16 protein-coding genes, 1 tRNA gene and 1 pseudogene are annotated in these 18,700 nt (G+C 62.0%); 15 read left to right on the forward strand and 3 right to left on the reverse strand.

Translation table 11 applies throughout. The features are described 5' to 3' along the window. Positions 1-763: 763 nt before the first annotated feature. A complete protein-coding gene (locus QC821_RS07480) occupies positions 764-1,450 on the forward strand; it encodes a YagK/YfjJ domain-containing protein (protein WP_309719129.1) in 687 nt (228 codons plus the stop codon). Between the two features lie 502 nt (positions 1,451-1,952). Further along, the gene (locus QC821_RS07485; protein ID WP_309719132.1) at positions 1,953-3,407 is read left to right on the forward strand and encodes a YfjI family protein; all 1,455 of its coding nucleotides are present in this window, start codon (positions 1,953-1,955) and stop codon (positions 3,405-3,407) included. A 180-nt stretch (positions 3,408-3,587) separates the two neighbouring features. Here QC821_RS07485 and QC821_RS07490 read toward each other — a convergent pair whose 3' ends face one another. Continuing rightward, entirely contained in the window at positions 3,588-4,316 is a 729-nt protein-coding gene (locus QC821_RS07490) for a hypothetical protein (protein WP_309719134.1), read from the reverse strand. 371 nt (positions 4,317-4,687) lie between these two features. On the opposite strand from QC821_RS07490, the pseudogene QC821_RS21740 reads away from it, so the two are divergent. Both QC821_RS21740 and QC821_RS07495 read left to right on the forward strand, forming a co-directional pair. Continuing rightward, positions 4,688-4,831, forward strand: a pseudogene (locus QC821_RS21740) (helix-turn-helix domain-containing protein); the annotation flags it as partial. Positions 4,832-4,875: 44 nt separating this feature from the next. Further along, a complete protein-coding gene (locus QC821_RS07495) occupies positions 4,876-5,892 on the forward strand; it encodes a tyrosine-type recombinase/integrase (RefSeq protein ID WP_309719136.1) in 1,017 nt (338 codons plus the stop codon). Between the two features lie 53 nt (positions 5,893-5,945). Here the strand turns inward: QC821_RS07495 and QC821_RS07500 are convergent. After that, a tRNA-Leu gene (locus QC821_RS07500) sits at positions 5,946-6,032 on the reverse strand. Between the two features lie 156 nt (positions 6,033-6,188). On the opposite strand from QC821_RS07500, the gene queA reads away from it, so the two are divergent. From queA to secF, 5 genes are all read left to right on the forward strand, one after another. Next, positions 6,189-7,229: a tRNA preQ1(34) S-adenosylmethionine ribosyltransferase-isomerase QueA gene (queA, locus tag QC821_RS07505; RefSeq protein ID WP_309719922.1), complete on the forward strand. Its 1,041-nt coding sequence runs from the start codon at positions 6,189-6,191 to the stop codon at positions 7,227-7,229. A 53-nt stretch (positions 7,230-7,282) separates the two neighbouring features. Then, complete coding sequence (gene tgt / locus QC821_RS07510) at positions 7,283-8,404, forward strand: tRNA guanosine(34) transglycosylase Tgt (protein ID WP_309719924.1); 1,122 nt, start codon at positions 7,283-7,285, stop codon at positions 8,402-8,404. A gap of 53 nt (positions 8,405-8,457) precedes the next feature. Then, positions 8,458-8,790: a preprotein translocase subunit YajC gene (gene yajC, locus QC821_RS07515; RefSeq protein WP_076749173.1), complete on the forward strand. Its 333-nt coding sequence runs from the start codon at positions 8,458-8,460 to the stop codon at positions 8,788-8,790. Positions 8,791-8,925: 135 nt separating this feature from the next. Further along, positions 8,926-10,779 carry a protein translocase subunit SecD gene (secD, locus tag QC821_RS07520; protein ID WP_309719139.1) on the forward strand — a complete coding sequence of 618 codons (1,854 nt, stop codon included), beginning with the start codon at positions 8,926-8,928 and terminating at the stop codon, positions 10,777-10,779. Positions 10,780-10,790: 11 nt separating this feature from the next. Further along, positions 10,791-11,708, forward strand: coding sequence for a protein translocase subunit SecF (gene secF, locus QC821_RS07525; RefSeq protein WP_422720097.1), 918 nt, complete (start codon positions 10,791-10,793; stop codon positions 11,706-11,708). Between the two features lie 74 nt (positions 11,709-11,782). On the opposite strand, the gene QC821_RS07530 is transcribed toward secF, so the two are convergent. Continuing rightward, positions 11,783-12,676 (reverse strand): LysR substrate-binding domain-containing protein, encoded by an 894-nt coding sequence (locus QC821_RS07530; protein WP_309719144.1) that lies wholly within the window; start codon positions 12,674-12,676, stop codon positions 11,783-11,785. 124 nt (positions 12,677-12,800) lie between these two features. On the opposite strand from QC821_RS07530, the gene QC821_RS07535 reads away from it, so the two are divergent. From QC821_RS07535 to QC821_RS07560, 6 genes are all read left to right on the forward strand, one after another. Then, positions 12,801-13,844, forward strand: a complete 1,044-nt coding sequence (locus QC821_RS07535; protein WP_309719147.1) for an isopenicillin N synthase family dioxygenase — start codon at positions 12,801-12,803, stop codon at positions 13,842-13,844. Continuing rightward, positions 13,841-14,647 carry a hypothetical protein gene (locus QC821_RS07540; RefSeq protein ID WP_309719150.1) on the forward strand — a complete coding sequence of 269 codons (807 nt, stop codon included), beginning with the start codon at positions 13,841-13,843 and terminating at the stop codon, positions 14,645-14,647. The genes QC821_RS07535 and QC821_RS07540 overlap by 4 nt, the downstream gene beginning before the upstream one ends. 32 nt (positions 14,648-14,679) lie before the next feature. After that, the gene (locus QC821_RS07545) at positions 14,680-15,816 is read left to right on the forward strand and encodes an ABC transporter ATP-binding protein (RefSeq protein WP_309719153.1); all 1,137 of its coding nucleotides are present in this window, start codon (positions 14,680-14,682) and stop codon (positions 15,814-15,816) included. Positions 15,817-15,888: 72 nt separating this feature from the next. Further along, entirely contained in the window at positions 15,889-16,998 is a 1,110-nt protein-coding gene (locus QC821_RS07550; RefSeq protein WP_309719156.1) for an ABC transporter substrate-binding protein, read from the forward strand. Between the two features lie 22 nt (positions 16,999-17,020). Then, complete coding sequence (locus QC821_RS07555; protein WP_309719158.1) at positions 17,021-17,854, forward strand: ABC transporter permease; 834 nt, start codon at positions 17,021-17,023, stop codon at positions 17,852-17,854. A 15-nt stretch (positions 17,855-17,869) separates the two neighbouring features. Then, complete coding sequence (locus tag QC821_RS07560; protein WP_309719161.1) at positions 17,870-18,685, forward strand: ABC transporter permease; 816 nt, start codon at positions 17,870-17,872, stop codon at positions 18,683-18,685. Positions 18,686-18,700: the final 15 nt, after the last annotated feature.

Here is an 18,700-nt window from a genome sequence, read left to right on the forward strand (position 1 = left end):
CTTTGGTCGGTAAAGCAGGGAGGGTACCGGCGCTGGCCCTCCTGCTTCTACCGGGTGGTCCAAAGTGCTGCGGTTATTCTATGAATCTAGGATCACAGGGGTGATATAGATCTCAATAAAAGTTTACTGGCATACACAATGCTTTGAGCTTGACGGCTTTCTCATTATCTCTCTGATTAAATGGAATTATTTTTTCGAACTCCGAGAGAACCTCCTCAACATATACCCCCGATAATCATCGTGCCTCGAACAAGGCTGATGCCACCATCAGGATCGGTATTGTGACGGTAATAGTAATATGCGTCAGCTAAACCATACCCAATAGTAATAACAGGGTAGAGGAGAAAGAGAGATACCCCCCATAGGGAGGAGGCCTACCATAGCCTCCGACCCTCCTTAGGAAGAGATCAGTGGAGATCATTATAGGGAAGGAAGACATCACCATAGGGAAAGGCATGGCAAACAGACCATGCACATTACGGTACCGACAGGAGTAATCACAACGACATGATGGCAAACGCGACCATCACAATCAGTCCAACACAGAGCATCGCGTTACCAGAGGCGCCCCACACAAGCCCCTACTGACTAGCGCCCCATAGCGCTGCACATGAGCGTTGTTGTCCCTTGATCGCCATGCGGCCCCTATCGAGGGGGCCAGTGATGACAGACCCACACCCCACCCATGACCACCCTATAGCCACCGCTTTACGGCGGATAGCCGTGTGCGCGTGTGAAATGCATACTGAGCCAGGAGAGACCCATGATCATGACAGGCCCCAAGCGCCATCCCGACAATCCCAAGCTGCGCTTCTACTACGACAGTTGGTACAAAGGACTACCGGCTCAGCAGCATGAACTTGGCCCGCTGATCGAGAACTACCTAGAGACCACCTTGCGGGTACTCCAGCACACCACTTCCCAGCAGAACCGCACCTTGGCGTTTCGCCTTGACCTGCGCTTCCCCCAGGCCATGCCGATAGGTCCGATACACGCCGACAATGCCTGTCTGAGCCGTTTCTTCTACGCGCTGCGAAAGGAGCTAGATGCAGCAGGCACCAAGTACCACACCGAGATCCGCTATCTGTGGGCCCGTGAGCAAGACGCTAGCCCCAAGCCTCACTACCACCTGATGCTGCTGCTCAACTACGACGCCTTTTGCTCGCTGGGCTGTTTCTCTCCCTCATTCGGCGGGGGATACGAACTGGACAATCTCTATCACCGCTGCGTCCGGGCCTGGAGCTGGGCCATCAACTGGCCCCACCATGCCATGGCAGGGAGGGTTCATGTCGCCACAGACAAGCTGACCCAGCAACCCTACGTGTACTGCTTGCACCGCGATGGCGCGGCGACCTTTGCCCAGGTGTTCTACGCCGCCAGCTACCTGTGCAAGGCCTACTCTAAGCCGATTGCTCAGGGCATACGCTGCCACGATAGCAGCCGCCGGTAGGCTTCACATTTAAGTGACCTCATCCTTGAGCCATCTGGCAGGTCCCACTGAGCTCAGATCGGCTCATCACCTGCGTTATGTCGCGTGTTCACCGTCCCCTTTCGACGGTCGGCGACAGTGCCGGACTTCAGGGTAAACAGAATGACAGGCCAGGCAACTCCATCCAATAGGACTGCATAGAGACATGTATATAACCAAACATTCTAGTGTATTTTTCAACCACCCCCTGCCAGGTTTCCCACAGCCACGCGGCGTGTGCCCCAGATGTCACTTGAAAACCGGTGATTTTGGCTACCAATAGCAGGAATAACCACATCGTCAGAGCTCATGCTCGCAGCACGATGGTTTATGGATAGCATTCCCCCCCTTATGTCAACAGCTATGCTTTTCAGGTTCTCGTCAAATAAGCATTGCTAATCCCATTCATTACTAGGGGTGTCACTCTCTTCACTGCCAGACGAATAGGCCTGATGGCAATTTCAACCCCCACAGGAGAGTGACAATGAGCTATCCCTTCCAGCCGGTACTGCCTGCCCCCGGCAGCTTCAACCCCCTGCGCATCGAACCTACTTTATTATGGCGATCCAGTAATGAGCTGAGCCGCAACTGTCAGGTGCCGATTGATCTCACCTTCCTGACCCTGCTGGGGGGGGTCGGCATAGTGGCTCAGGGCCGCTACGACGTGAAGATGCCCTATGGCGCGAGCAAGCCCCCCTCACTCAACGTGCTGGGCGTGGCAGGCTCTGGTGAGGGCAAATCCATCCTTATCGAAAAAGTGACGCATCCCATTCACGAGGAGCAGCGCAAACAGCGCCGGGAGTGGCGTAAACGGCTGGATGCCTATCTGGGAGAGCTGGAGGAGTGGCGCACCGAGGTGAAGGTATTGACCCAGGCGATCTACCGAAAGCAGACCAAAGGTGGTATAGCGGAGCATGAACGTCGATTGCTGCAAGAACTGCATCAGCGTAAGCCCGAGCCTCCCCGCGAGTTCCGGCTGATCTATCAGGACACCTCACCGGAAGCACTCTTTCTGGGAATGGAAAAAGCGATTCCAACCGCCGCTCTGGCCACTGACGAGGCGGAGATCTTTTTCAAGGGCGCCATGAACCGGGCACGCGGCCACATCAGCACCCTGTGGAGTGGCGGCAGCGCGCTCATCACAAGGGCCACCAAGGAAGATATCGTGCTGGACGATGCCCGCCTGATGCTGCTGCTGATGGTGCAGCCCGGCATCCTGCAAAAGTACATGGAAACCCAGGGTCAGCAGGCAAGAGGTTCTGGCATGCTCGCCCGCTTCATCGTCTGCGCACCGCCATCATTTCGTGGTCAGCGTTTCTACTCGCTGCACACTCCTCAAGAACAGGAGGCCTGGAAGGAGGCTGAGTCACGGCTTGCCACCTTGACGCAGGAGAACCTGATTTTGGTCCAGTCGCCGGACACGCCGCGAGAAGTGCTGGAATTTACACAGCAGGGGGCAGCCTGTTGGATACAGGTGGCCAATGAAATCGAGCAACAAATGGGGCCAGGCGGGTATTTCGAGGAGTGCCCCGATCATGGTTCGAAGCTTGCAGAAAATGTGGCTCGCGTAGCGGCCTTGATACATATTTTTGAAGGCTACGAGGGGGGGATAATCCCCGAGACAGTACTGATGGGAATGGACATTTGTCTCTACTTCTCCGGCCATTTCCGGCAGGTGTTCATGCCACCTCCCCAGGAAGAACAAGATGCCTATCGCCTATCAGAATGGTTTAATGAACTCCGGCAGTTCAACTGGCGTGTCATGCGCTACAACGATGCGCGCCAAAGAGCCCCACGTCCGCTGCGTGATAAAAAGCGCCTCAAAAACGCTCTGGACGTGCTGATAGCTCGACAGCAGGTATGGGTGTTTAATCACAACCGAACACGTTACATCGACTTGATGCCTTGGCAAGGGCCGCCAGACCTGAGCACTCTCTGATTCTCGCTTTAACTTGTCGCCCACCCAGGGCGGCAAGGCTTTTCCAGCTGGGAGTTTAATATAGCTCACCACGGCTCAATCGTAGGGTGAGTAGGAGTCACGCCTGCCTCCTTGCACATTAGCAACTGTCCCCTATACATATGCCGATCTTATATTCACAAACATCACCAGCCACTATACTCACCCGCCACGGGAACGAGAGTTGTTTTTATAGATGCTAGCCACATCTTTATTTTCATCTATCAATATAATAACCTCATGCTGAAGATCATCTCCTTTTTTTGAAATGGGAAAATTTTGCTCCTCCGCAATTTCTTCAATTTTCTTTCCGATAATTTCGGCTGTGTCATACATATTTGACCACCCCTTTTTTCTCTGGGGGTGGTGTTCCAACTGTGACTTCACCAGACACTTCAACAATGTTTTCTCTTCATTTCTTTTAGAGGATTTTGCTTCACCTCCCATCTTGGCTCGCTTAGATTCAAATTGAGCAATTCTTCCAAAAAAATCTTCGGCAAATGCCCAATGATAGAAACCCCAGCCCAAAGTTTCACCCATCTCAACAGTCAACTCAATCATTCGTCTCTTATTATAATCCCTTTCACCTCTTTCTGACCATAGATCATAATGCTCATGATAAAGGGATCCAAAATAGACCACTTGAGTCAGTGAAGCACGCCTATGGTAGCGCATCTCTTCTCTCAACTTCATCTTTTCATCAAGCACCTCGAACTCCACAATTTTCCAATAATCTTTCGGGTTGATATTTCCCGAAACGATATTATCTCTAATCTCATATAACGGGGGGTCACTACTAATACCATTATGAGCCAACCTCCTATCTCTAAGAACCTTTCTAAGTTGTATACACTTCTCCATCAAGGCCGTAACAATATCCAATGAAACCATTTTACCCTCCTTTGTAAAAGTACAAGACACAGCATTAGAAGAGCCACAGAATAATCCCATATTGTAAATGAAATGCTCACCCCCTTCTACCATAAACCTATGAAAATCTAACGCTGATATTCCCCACGGTTAGGGGAATATCTTGCCACAGATGAAATCGAAGCTGATTACATCAGGTGCAGCTCTATAAAAATAATGCTGCAATTATTCTAAGGCATGTCGTGCTACTCCTTGACCAAGGCCTCTATATCACACACAAAAAACCAGGTCAATGCCCTGCTTGTTTTGTAGAAGCAAAAAAAAGCTCAACAATTCAATCAATCCCTACGCCTCGTCATGATTTCTCAAACTGAGAAACTAGAGTCGAGATCATGAACAAAGCATTACTCCGACCAGAACAAGTGGCTGCAAGGCTAGGAATGAGCCTGAGCTGGGTCTACGGCAACAAGCACCGCATCGGCTTCGTCCAAATAGGCACAGCAGTGCGCTTTGAGCAAAGCGCCGTTGAGAGGTACGCTGAGAGCTGCAAGCGCGGCCCTCAGCCTGAGGAACGCGAAACATGGGAATCACAGTCAGATACAGGGAAAAGAGGAACCGTTGGGTGGTCACGGAAACGTACCACGGTCACCGATATCAACGAACGTTTGCAGGGAATCGAGAAGGGGAGCGCCAGGCGCGGGAGTATGCAGCGAAGCGTCAGGCAGAGCTGAACGAAGCAGCTTTCCAGGGAGAGGCCATGGGGCGCCAACCGCGGCGCACCTTTATCGAGGGGCTCGAAAGATGGATCGACGAGTACGACGTGGCCAGTCAGGCGAAGGCCATTCGCCCAGTGGCTCGCTACATGGGCGACCGGGTACTACTCGGAATGGACAGCGTCGACAAGGCTCGCGAGATGGCCCGAGACCTTCGCAAGCAGGGGCGCGCGCAGAGCACCATCAACAATCATCTGCAGGTGGTCAAACGGGTGCTGAACCTTGCCTATCGGGAATGGGGATGGCTAGATCGCCCCGTGGGCGACAAGATCCGCAAGAAGATGCCAAAGAACGAACGGCATGTGTACCTGACCATCGAGCAGGTGAGTCAGCTGCTGCACGCCATCCCCGATCAATCGATTGTCGAGAAGCGGGTGATCGCCCTGGCAGCACTCACCGGGCTACGTCAGGGTGAGCTGCTGGCTCTGGACCCTCAGAACGTCCAAGGTGGTCGCATTCTGCTGCGACCAGACCAGACGAAGAGCGGCAAGGCCCGGGTGGTGCCGGTACCAGAGGACGCACGGGCATGGCTGGAGGATCTGCCGTTCGCTACGACCTACTCTCGACTGCGAACGGTGTGGGAACATGCCCGCCAGGCCGTTGGGCGGCCCGATCTACGCTTTCACGACCTGCGTCACAGCTATGCCAGCATGCTGGCCCAAGCCGGTGAGAGCATGACCACGGTGCGCGATCTGCTGGGGCATTCCAGCCTGATCGTCACCAGCCGCTACTCGCACATGTTCGATGCGGGACTGGACGATATCGGCTCCCGCCTGCCGAGCTTGAGCGGGGCCTTCTGCGACCAAACTGCGACCACACACTAGAAATAGGGAGGGTAGAAACACAAACAGCCGGTCGTAAGCGACTGTTTTTCAAATGGTACCGGCGGTCGGACTCGAACCGACAAGGGCTTGCACCCGGCGGATTTTGAATCCGCTGCGTCTACCAATTCCGCCACGCCGGCAACGCGCGATGCATTATACGTGGGCCGCTTGGCAGGTCAATCGGGCGGCCTGACTTTGCGCGGTGAAACGGGTATCCTGTGCCGCTTGTCCAGGCGGTCGAGTCGGCGGCTGTGGGCAAGGTATCGATGCCACTATCACTGCGAGTCATGGCCTTCATGCTGCGTGCCGATTTCCATTACGACCTCCCCGAGGAGCTGATCGCTCGCTATCCTTCCGAGCAGCGCAGCGACTGTCGTCTGCTGTGCGTCGACGGTGCCAGCGGGGCGCTCAGCCACCGCCGCTTTCCCGACCTGCTCGAGCTGCTCGAGCCCGGCGACCTGCTGGTATTCAACGACACCCGGGTGATTCCGGCGCGCCTGCACGGCCACAAGGCCAGCGGCGGCAAGGTGGAGATGCTGCTGGAGCGCCCGCTGGACGCTCACCGCGGCCTGGCCCACATCCGCGCCAGCAAGTCTCCCAAGCCGGGCACCGAGCTGATCTTCGAGGGCGACGTGCGCGCGGTGGTCGAGGGCCGCCGCGAGGCGCTGTTCGAGCTGCGCTTCCTCGGCGAGACGCCGATGATCACGCTGCTCGAGCGCCACGGCCATATGCCGCTGCCGCCGTATATCACCCGCGAGGATGAGCTCGCCGACCGTGAGCGCTACCAGACCGTCTATGCCCGTCGCGATGGCGCGGTGGCCGCACCCACCGCGGGGCTGCACTTCGATGAGCCGCTGCTCGAGGCACTGGCCGACAAGGGCGTGGAGAGCGCCTTCGTGACCCTGCACGTCGGCGCCGGCACCTTCCAGCCGGTGCGCGCCGACGATATCCGCGACCACCATATGCACAGCGAGTGGATCGAGGTCGACGAGGCCGCCTGCGCCAAGGTGCAGGCGGCCCGCGCCGCGGGCCGGCGGGTGATCGCGGTGGGCACCACCAGCGTGCGCTGCCTGGAGTCGGCGTGCCAGAAGAGCGGCAGCGGCGAGATCGCTCCCTATCGCGGCGAGACCGATATCTTCATCTACCCCGGCTATGAGTGGCTGTGCGTCGACGCCCTGATCACCAACTTCCACCTGCCGGAGTCGACGCTGCTGATGCTGGTATCGTCCTTTACCGGCTATGACACCATGATGGCGGCCTACCGCGAGGCGGTGGCCGAGCGCTACGCCTTTTTCAGCTACGGCGATGCCATGCTGTTGACGCGCAAGACGCCTTGAGTCGCCAAGCCGCTCAGTGAGAAAACGAGATTTCCATGCGTAACCAATGCTTCATGAGCTTCGAGCAGCTGGCCAGTGACGGGCGCGCCCGCCGCGGCCGCCTGACCTTCCCGCGTGGCACGGTGGAGACGCCGGCCTTCATGCCGGTAGGCACCTACGGCACCGTCAAGGGCATGACCCCGGCCTCGGTGGAGGAGATCGGCGCCGAGATCATCCTCGGCAACACCTTCCACCTGTGGCTGCGCCCCGGCACCGAGGTGATCGAGGGCCACGGCGACCTGCACGACTTTTCCCAGTGGCACAAGCCAATCCTCACCGACTCAGGCGGTTTCCAGGTCTTCTCGCTGGGCGAGATGCGCAAGATCACCGAACAGGGCGTGCACTTCCGCTCGCCGGTGGACGGCGCCAAGGTGTTCATGGGCCCCGAAGAGTCGATGGCGGTGCAGCGCTCGCTGGGCTCCGATGTGGTGATGATCTTCGACGAGTGCACCCCCTATCCGGCTACCGAGCAGGAGGCCGAGGTCTCCATGCAGCGCTCGCTGCGCTGGGCGCAACGCTCCCGCGACGCCCACGGCGACTCGCCCTCGGCGCTGTTCGGCATCATCCAGGGCGGCATGTACCCGGCGCTGCGCGAGGCCTCGCTCAAGGGCCTGCTCGAGATCGGCTTCGACGGCCTGGCCATCGGTGGCCTGTCGGTGGGCGAGCCCAAGGAGGAGATGATCAAGGTCCTCGACTACCTGCCCAACTGGATGCCCGACGACAAGCCGCGCTACCTGATGGGCGTGGGCAAGCCCGAGGACCTGGTCGAGGGGGTACGCCGCGGCGTCGACATGTTCGACTGCGTGATGCCGACCCGCAACGCCCGCAACGGCCACCTGTTCACCGCCGAGGGCACGGTCAAGATTCGCAACGCCAAGCACCGCCACGACACCAGCCCGCTGGAGGCCGACTGCGACTGTTATACCTGCCAGCACTTCTCGCGCGGCTACCTGCACCATCTCGACCGCTGCGGCGAGATGCTCGGCTCGATGCTCAATACCATCCACAACCTGCGCCACTACCAGCGACTGATGGCCGGTTTGCGCGGGGCTATCGAAGCGGGTACATTGGCGAACTTCGTGGAAATGTTCTATGCGCGACGCGGCCTGCCCGTGCCTCCGGCCCCCGAGCAGTGACGCGGCGCGCTGACCCTTGCCGTAACCTTTCGTTTCTCAGGAGATAACGTCTCATGCTGGACTTCTTCATCTCGCCGGCCTATGCCGAAGGCGGCGCCGCCGGTGGCGGTATGGCCCAGATCATCATGCTGGTCGGTTTCGTGGCCATCTTCTACTTCCTGCTGTGGCGCCCGCAGGCCAAGCGAGCCAAGCAGCACAAGCAGCTGGTCTCGAGCCTCTCCAAGGGTGATGAAGTGGTGATCGGCGGCGGCGTACTGGGTCGCATCACCAAGGTCAGCGACGACAGCGAGTTCTTCACCATGGAAGTCGCCGAAGGCACCGAGATCAACGTGCAGAAGAACGCCGTGGCCGCCGTGCTGCCCAAGGGCACCCTCAAGTCCATCTGATTTGCGGTGCAGTGACAGCCTGCCGTGCCCTGGCGAACCCCAGGGCACGGCGTCTGTCCAAGCGCCGAACCCTTCTGGTAAACGCCACGTCACTGCGTCAGCGTCGCCGTCAGTCAGCTACAAGGCAGGGCCTGCATGCTCAACCGATATCCCCTGTGGAAGTATCTGCTCATACTTCTCGTACTCGTCGTGGGCCTGATCTACTCGCTGCCCAATCTGTTCCAGGCGGACCCCGCCGTACAGATCAGCAGCGCCCGCAGCGAGGCCCCGATCAGCGAGCAGCAGCTGGAGCAGATCCAGTCCGCCCTCGATGAGGCCGGCATCCGCGTCAGCGCCACCGACATTACCGATGACGCCGTGCTGATCCGCCTGGCCGAGGCCGATGACCAGCACGCCGCCCGCGAATTGATCGGCGAGATCATCGATGGCGACGACTACGTCATCGCCCTCAATCTCGCCGAGTCCACACCCCAGTGGCTGTCGAACCTGGCCGCCTCGCCGATGACCCTCGGCCTCGACCTGCGCGGTGGGGTGCACTTCCTGCTCGAGGTCGACATGGACGCCGCCGTGGAGCAGCGCCTCGAGGTCAACGCCAGCGCCATGCGCGAGATGCTGCGCGGCGAGCGCATCCGCTACCGCAATACCGAGATCGACGGCCGTGACCTGACGCTGACCTTCATCAACGATGAAGATCGCGACCGCGCGCGCACCCTGATCAGCCGCGAGTTCCCCGACTTCGACTACAGCAACCAGGGCGACGGCCGCGGCGCCAGCCTGGTGATGACCATGACCGACCAGGCGGTCAACGAGCTGCAGGACTATGCGGTCAACCAGAACCTGACCACCCTGCGCAACCGCGTCGACGAACTCGGCGTGGCCGAGCCGATGGTGCAGCGCCAGGGGCCGGATCGCATCGTGGTCGAGCTGCCCGGCGTGCAGGACACCGCCGCTGCCAAGCGCGTGGTGGGCGCCACCGCCAACCTCGAGTTCCGCCTCGAGGCGCGTTCCGATACGCCGGACAACGAGATCGAGACGTTCAGCTTCCGCAACGATGAGTCACGCACCGCCGACCTGATGCGCGACGTGATCATCACCGGCGACAGCGTCTCCAACGCCAGTCGCAGCTTCGACGAGAACGGCCGCCCGCAGGTCAATATCAACCTCGACGGCACCGGCGGCACGCTGATGAACCGCGCCACGCGCACCAACATCGGCCGCAACATGGCGGTGCTGTTCATCGAGCACAACACCCGCACCACCACGGTGATCGAGGATGGCGAAGAGGTGGAGGTGCGCGAGCCCTACACCGAGCGCGGCCTGATCAGCCTGGCGACCATCCAGAGCGCGCTGGGCAACAGCTTCCGCATCACCGGGCTCGACTCGCCCACCGAAGCCGCCGACCTGGCCCTGCTGCTGCGCTCCGGCTCGCTGGCCGCGCCGATCTACTTCGTCCAGGAACGCACCATCGGGCCAAGCCTCGGCCAGGACAACATCGACCGCGGCGTGACCTCTATCATGGTCGGCCTGGCGCTGGTGGTGCTGTTCATGCTGGTGCGCTACAAGGTGTTCGGGGTGATCGCCAATATCGCCCTGACCATCAACCTGACGCTGCTGGTAGCGGCGATGTCGATGCTCGGCGCCACCCTGACGCTGCCCGGCATCGCCGGCATGGTGCTGACACTGGGCATGGCGGTAGACGCCAACGTCTTGATATTCGAGCGAATACGCGAAGAGTTGCGCGGCGGGCTGTCGGTACAGCAGGCCATCCATGCCGGCTATGAGCGCGCCTTCACCTCGATCATCGACGCCAATATCACCACCCTGCTGGTGGCGGTGATCCTGTTCTCGATCGGCACCGGGCCGGTCAAGGGCTTCGCCGTGACCCTGTCACTGGGCATCCTGACGTCGATGTTCACCGCCCTGCTGGTCACCCGTGCCATGGTCAACCTGACCTACGGCGGCAAGCCGGTGAAGAAGATCTGGATATGAGGAGCCTCGCGATGCGACAGTTCGATTTCATGGGCAAGCGCCGCCTGGCCTTCATCGTCTCAGCGATTCTGCTGCTGGTGTCGATCGGCTCGCTGGTGGTGCAGCAGCTCAACCTGGGCCTCGACTTCACCGGCGGCACGCTGGTCGAGGTGCGCTATGCCACGGCCCCGGCGCTGGATACGGTGCGCCAGGCGCTGGAGGGCGAAGGCTTCCGCGACGTTTCGGTGCAGACCTTCGGCGCCTCCAACGAGATCCTGATCCGCCTGCAGCAGGACTTCGACCCCGACGTCGGCCAGCAGGTGGTCAGCCTGCTGCGCGGCGACGGCGCCGAGGTCGAGCTGATCCGCGCCGAGTTCGTCGGTGCCCAGGTCGGCGAGCAGCTGCGCGACCAGAGCGGCATGGGCATGCTGGTGGCACTCGGTATCGTGATGCTCTACGTGGCCTTCCGCTTCCAGTACAAGTTCGCCATCGGCGCGCTGCTGGCGCTGATCCACGACGTGATCATCGTGGTCGGGGTGTTCTCGCTGTTCCAGCTCGACTTCGACCTCACCGTGCTGGCCGCGCTGCTGGCGGTGATCGGCTACTCGTTGAACGATACCATCGTGGTCTACGACCGGATCCGCGAAACGATACGCAAGTCGCGAATCGACGATATGCCGGCGATCTTCAACGAAGCGATCAACATGACCCTGTCGCGCACGCTGGCGACGTCTGGTACCACCTTGCTGGTGCTGATCGCGCTGCTGCTGCTCGGCGGCGACATGATCCACTACTTCTCCATCGCCCTGATCATCGGCGTGGTGGCGGGTACCTTCTCGTCCATCTACGTGGCCGCCGCCCTGCTGCTGCTGGTCAAGCTGCAGCGCCAGGACCTGATCCCGGCCAAGAAGGAAGACCCGGAGGAAGAGGGCGAGGAGCAGCTGCCCTAGCGGCAGCGCACCACCCTGCGCAGTTCTCAAGGCCCTGCCATTTGGTGGGGCCTTGTTGTATTGGAGGCCAGCTACTAGCGATTAGATCGCAGCGTGCGCTCGATGCGCGCCTGTATCCAGTCACAGAACAGCAGGATGCGCGGTTCATCGACACGATGGGCCGCACACACCAGGTAGTAGGCCTGGGGGGCTGGCACTTCAGCGTCGAACAGCCTCACCAGGTTGCCCCGCGCAAAGTCCTGGGCACAGACGATGCGATCCCCCAGGGCCACGCCGAACCCTGCCGCCGCCGCCTCCAGCGTCAGGTGGGCGCCCCACAGGTGGGTACCATGGCCCAGGTCGCGGATATCGGCCCCCGCCGAGGCCAGCCAGCGCTTCCAGTTGCCCCCACCGTCCTCATGCAGCAGCCAGCCGCCGCGCAATTCGCTCACCTGGCGAGGCTGATCGCTGGCGGCGAAGAAGCGTGGATGGCACACCGGCGTCATGTCGAAATTGGCCAGCAGCCTGACGTGCTTGCGCTCCCACTCGCCGTCGCCGTAGACCACCGCCAGGTCGTAGTCGGCGGTGGCCACCTCCTCGTCATCGAGGTTGCGCGGCACCACGCTGAGGTCGATGTCGGGAAAGGCGGCGCGGAAGTCGCGTAGCTGATGCGCCAGCCACTTGGTCGCCAGGGTCGGCGGGCAGGCGACATGCAAGCGCCCCTCCACCGACGGCAGACCCAGCTTGAGGGTGCTCTCGGCCAGCAGCCGCAGCGCCTCGCGGACCTGTCGCGAGTAGACCAGTCCCGCCTGATTCAGCCGCAGCTGGCGTCGATCACGATGAAACAGGCTGACGCCCAGCGCCTCTTCCAGCGACTTGATGTGATGGCTCACCGCGCCATGGGTGACGTGCAGCTCCTCGGCCGCCTGCTTGACGCTTTGCAGCCGCGCCACGGCCTCGAAGGCACGCAGGGCATTGAGCGGTGGCAAGGGTCTCCTCATGGCAATTTTTCTCACATGTCGGGACAAAAAATATGAATTTTATTATCAACACATTGTTGCCAATCTGAAAGCGGCTCCACGCCACCTGCGCCACTTTCCCGAGGACTCTGTGATGAAGGCACCCGACACCGCCGCCACCCGCCGACCACGCAATCCCGATCGACTGGCCCGCGACAAGGGGCGCGCCTTCTCTCACGTGCCGGTGATCGACTTGGCCGCGGTGCTCGGCCCCGAGGCCACGGCCGAGAGCCGCCAGGCGGTCGCCGACGAGATCGGCCAGGCTTGCGAACAGGTCGGTTTCTTCTACGTCGCCAACCACGGCATCGCCGACGACACCATCGCCGCCGCCTGGGCCGCCTCGCGGCGCTTCTTCGCCCTGCCGCTTGAGCACAAGCAGGAGATCCATATCAGCAAGCTGCCCAACCACCGCGGCTACCTGGGCATCGGCGAGGAGACCCTCGACCCCTACGCCGCCGACAGCAAGGAAGTCTTCAAGGTGGGGCTCGAACTGCCGGCGGACGATCCCGACTTTCAGAACGGCATCATCATGTATGGCCCCAATACCTGGCCACGCGACCTGCCCGGCTTTCGCCAAGACGTCTATGCCTACTACCAGCAGATGTTCGGCCTCTCGCGGGAGCTGTTTCGCCTCTTCGCCCTGGCCATCGGCATCGATGAGCGTTTCTTCGATGACAAGATCGATAAGCCCATGGCGCAGCTCAACCTGATCCGCTATCCGGCCCACGAGGGCGAGCCGCGGGTCGGCATCGGTGCCCACAGCGACTACGAGTGCCTGACCCTGCTGGCCCAGGACGACGCCGGGGGACTGGAGGCGCGCAATGCCAAGGGCGAGTGGATCGCGGTACCGCCCATCGCGGGTACCTTCGTGGTCAATATCGGCGACATGATGGCGCGCTGGACCAACGACCGCTTCGCCTCGACGGTGCACCGGGTATTCAACCGCTCGCAGCGCGAGCGCTACTCGATGCCGTTCTTCTGCGGCTGTAACTACCACACCGTGGTCAGTTGCCTGCCCAACTGCTCGAGCGACAGTGAGCCGCCACACTATCCCGATACGGTGGCAGGCGAGCATCTGGTTGGACGGCTAGACGCCACCAATGCCCACCGCCAGCCGCCCCAGGGGTCGCCAGGATGAGCGCCACGGTTCCCGATTGGCTGCGCGGTGTCTGGCAGCGAGTACGCATCGACCACGCCGATGGAAGGCGCGACACCAGCACGCGAGTGTTCTGGTTTCAGGGCCTGAGCCACTACGGCGACCTGCGTATCGCGGCCTCGCGCCCGCAGGTGAGCCAACTTGGTGCTTCTCCCTCCGCCGACCTGGCGCTGGCGCACCAGCAGGGTGCCACCGGGCGCTGCCACTGCCCCGACCATCAAGCCACCTGGCAGCGCGAATGGGGCTACCAGCCGGTGGTCGATTTCCCCGAACCGGGTGACCTCGAAGCGCACGGTTCAGTGGTGATCGAGCGCGCCCCCTCCGGGGCCTACGAGGAGGAGTGGCATCGGCTGACGCCGCCCGCTCCCAGCATCCAGGTGTGGCGACGCGATGACAGCCGCGCCCGGCTGCTGGTCATCGATGGCTACGCCATGCTGATCGCGCGTCGCCCGGTGGAGCCGCCACCGCGGCCCTTGGCGACACTGCTCACTGAGGGCACGGCCACCGCACACCAGCTGCTCGACTGCGAGATCTCCTGCGCGGTGCGCGCCGCCCCCGGCGAGGCCTTCGTGATACAGCTGTCGACCCTGCCCTGGCGCGAGCAGCATCCGCTTGCGCTGTGCAATGGCCGCGGCGAGATCACCGCCCCCGGCTGGCAGCTGGAGGAGCACCATCCTGGCAGTCCTGCTACCGACTATTCCGACAGCGCCTCTGCGACAGGCCCCCGGCCAGCGTCTACGAGCGCGAACGCCAAGATGGTACGCGCCTTGCAGGTGAAACGATGATCGACACCCTCCGACGACCGCCAGGTACCACAATGACAAGCTCTCCCTCGCCGCTGCGCGATGTGCCCCCGGTCACGGCGCTGCCCCATCCGGGCGACGTGCAGCTCAGCGTAGAGGGGATCCAGCAGCGCTACGGCAGCTTCCTGGCGCTGGATGATATCTTCATCGATATTCGCCGCGGCGAATTCCTGACCCTGCTCGGCCCCTCGGGCTCGGGCAAGACCACCCTGCTGATGATTCTCGCCGGCTTCGTCACGCCGAGTGCCGGGCGGCTCAAGTCCGCTGGCCAGGACATCACGCTGCGCCCCGCGGAGAAGCGCAACTACGGCATGGTCTTTCAGGGCTATGCGCTCTTTCCGCATATGAGCGTGGCCGAGAACGTCGAGTTTCCGCTACGCATTCGCGGCATGGACCGCACCACGCGCCGCCAGCGCGTGGCCCGCATGCTGGAAACGGTAGGGCTGACCGAGCACGCCAGGAAGAAGCCCAGCGCGCTATCGGGCGGCCAGCAGCAGCGGGTCGCCCTGGCCCGGGCGCTGGTCTTCGAGCCCGAGATGCTGCTACTCGACGAGCCCTTCTCGGCGCTGGACAAGAACCTGCGCGGCCAGCTCCAGGACGAGCTCAAGCGTATCCACCGCGAGATGGGCACCACCTTCGTGTTTGTCACCCACGATCAGGGCGAGGCGCTGGCCCTCTCTTCGCGCATCGCCATCTTCAATCAGGGCCGTATCGCCCAGCTCGATACGCCGGAGCGGCTCTACACCTCCCCCCACGACCGCTTTGTCGCCGAGTTCCTGGGGCGCATGAACCTGCTGCCACTGAGCGACGTGCAGCGCAACGGCCGCCGCGTGACGGGCCGCTTCGGCGCGGCGCCGCTGTCGGCGCTGGGCGAGCGCCATTTCTCCCACGACGCGCTGCTGATCGGGATTCGCCCCGAACAGCTCGAGGTCGCGCTTGAACGCGACGCCGCCGGTGCACGCAACTGGCTGGAAGTGACCCTCACCGAGCGTACCTACCAGGGCCATAGCCTCGACCTAAGGCTTGCCAGCACAGACCACAGCGTGCTGACCACCAGCATCGCCATGACCCACCCCGCCGCCGCGCTGCCGCTGGGCGAGCGGCTGTGGCTGCACTGGGGGATCGATGAGGGCATCGTGCTGGAGGCCTGAGCGACGCCCCGTAACACGCGCATCATCACCGCCGATGTCGGCTTGTCACAACACCAACAAGGATCCATAGCCATGCATCAGTCCCATCAGCAAGACTGTATCGAACTGCTGGTTGAAAAGGCCCGCCGCGGCCAGATCGACCGGCGCAGCTTCCTCAAGGCCGCCGGCATGCTGGCGGCGCTGCCGCTGGCCATGCGCAGCGGTATCGGCTGGGCCCAGGAGCGCCCGATCGTACTCGTCAACTGGGGCGGCGACGCCATCGATGCCTACCGCCGGGCCTGGACCGAGCAGTTCAGCCGCGAAACCGGGATCGCGGTGCGAATCGATGGCAGCGGCCCCACCGAAGGCGCCATTCGCGCCCAGATCGCCTCGGGCCGCCCGAGCTGGGATGTGGTGGATGCCGAGCCCTTCACCTCGCTGACCCTGGGGCGCGAGGGCATGATGCGCCCGCTCGACTACTCGATCATCGAGCGCGCCAAGGTCAACGAGGAGTTCGCCACCGACTACGGCGTGGCCAGCTACCTCTATAGCTATGTCATCGCCTGGGACAAGCAGCGCTTCGAGGAGACACCGCGCACCTGGGCCGACTTCTGGGACGTCGAGCGCTTCCCCGGCAAGCGCACCATGTACAAGTGGATGAACGGCGTACTCGAGGCCGCCCTGCTGGCCGACGGCGTGGCTGTCGCAGACCTCTACCCGCTGGATATCGCCCGTGCCATGGACAAGCTGGACGAATTGCGTCCGCATATCCTCGCCTACTGGGGCTCCGGCGCCGAGAGCCAGCAGCTGTTCCTGGATGGCGAGGTGAGCATGGGCCAGATCTGGAATACCCGTGCCATCGTCCTCGAGCGCGATACCGAGGGCCGGGTCGGCTGGCACTACGACAACGCCTGCGTCACCCCCAGCAGCTGGGCGGTACTCAACGACAACCCGGCCGGGGCCGAGTCGACCATGCGCTTTATCGACCACGCCCTCGAGCCCGAGGGGCAGGTGGAACTCCTCGAGCTGCTCGGCAACGGCCCTTCCAATCCTGCGGCGGCGGATCTGATTCCCGAGGAGCTCGTCGAGCTCAACTGCGGCTCCGAGGAGAATCTCGCCAAGCAGTTCAAGCTGGATATCGAGTGGTATGCCGATCACTACGGCAGCGTGCTCGACGACTTTCTGACCCGCACCGGGGCTTGAGCGCCCCCTGAGGAGAGCGAGCATGGCGAGAATCTCCGAGCGTTGGCAGCACCGCCTGCTGCTGTGGCCGCTGCCGGCCGTGCTGCTGCTCTGCTACGTACTGCCGTTCGCCGGCATCGCCGTGTGGAGCGTCACCCTGCCAGAGCCAGGGATGGCCAACTATGCGCGGCTGGCAACCGACGGCTCCATCCATGCCGTGCTGTGGCGTACGCTCTACCTGTGCGCCACGGTCGGCGTGCTCGCCCTGCTGCTGGCATTCCTGATGGCCTACTGCTGGCTCTACAGCTCTCCCGGCTGGCGCCGCTGGGTAGAACTCTGCGTGTTCCTGCCGTTCTGGATCTCGGTGCTGGTGCGCACCTTCGGCTGGCTGATTGCGCTGCGCAGCAACGGGCTGGTCAATGGCTGGCTGGAGGCGCTGGGGGTGATCGATTCGCCGCTGGCCCTGACCCGTAACTCCCTCGGCGTGGTGATCGCCATGGTCCACTTCATGGTGCCCTTCGCCTTCTTTCCGCTGGTCTCGTCGATGCGCCAGATCGATGACCGCGTGCTGCTGGCAGCGCGCGGTCTGGGGGCTTCGCGGTGGCGGGTGTTCGTGTCGATCTTCCTGCCACAGACGCTACCCGGCCTGCTCGGCGCCTTCATCATGGTGTTCGTGTTCTGCCTGGGGTTCTTCGTGATCCCGGCGATCCTCGGCGGCGGGCAGACCGTGATGGCCGCCGAGTACGTCTTCCTGCAGATGTTCCAGACCTACAACTGGGGCATCGGCGCGGCGATCTGCATGCTGATGCTGGCGCTGGTCTCCGGCCTGGTCTGGATCCTGCTGCGCTTCTCCCGCGTTGAGCGCCTGGTCGGCTAAGGGGCAAACCAAACCATGAACATCTATCGTGCCGGCTGGCTGGCCAAGCTGCTCGCCCTTGTCACCATGGGCTTTCTGATGCTGCCGCTGATGGCCGTCATACCGGTCTCGTTTACCGGCAAGCGCTATCTCTCGATGCCCGAGGGGGACTGGTCGTTGCGCCACTATGCGTCGCTGCTGAGCTCTCCCGAGTGGCTCGGCAGCCTGCTGCACAGTAGCGTGGTGGCGGTATGCGCAGCGCTGCTGGCGACGCTGCTGGCCACCGCCTTCGTGATCGCCATCTGGTACCGCAGCGGCGCCTGGACACGCTGGCTGATCGGCCTGTGCATGCTGCCGTTGATCGTGCCGCCGGTGGTCTCGGCGATGGTGCTCTATTTCATGACCACGCGAATCTCGCGCATCGCCCCCGGGCTCGGCTATGACTCGCTGCCCGGGGTGATTCTGGCGCACACGCTGTTGATCGTGCCCTTCGGCGTGATCAACATGCTGGTCGCCATCAGCCGCATCGACAGGCGCATCGAGCTGGCCTCGCGCAACCTCGGCGCCAGCCTGTGGCAGACCACCTGGATGGTGATCCTGCCCAACCTGCGTCTGGCGATGCTGACCACCTTCCTGCTCTGCTTCGTGCTCTCATGGGAGGAGATTGCCGTCACGCTGTTCATCACCAGCTGGGAAGTCGTCACCCTGCCACGCCAGATATGGGGCGGCCTGCGTGATAACGTCGACCCCGTGGTGGCGGCCATTTCCACGCTGCTGATCGGCATCGTCCTGCTCTTGCTGCTGACGCGCATGGCGATCGAAAGCTGGCGAAATGCTCGTCGCATTGGCTAATTCACGCTGGAACTC

It is taken from the genome of Franzmannia qiaohouensis, assembly GCF_031451695.1.
GTDB lineage: Bacteria > Pseudomonadota > Gammaproteobacteria > Pseudomonadales > Halomonadaceae > Franzmannia > Franzmannia qiaohouensis.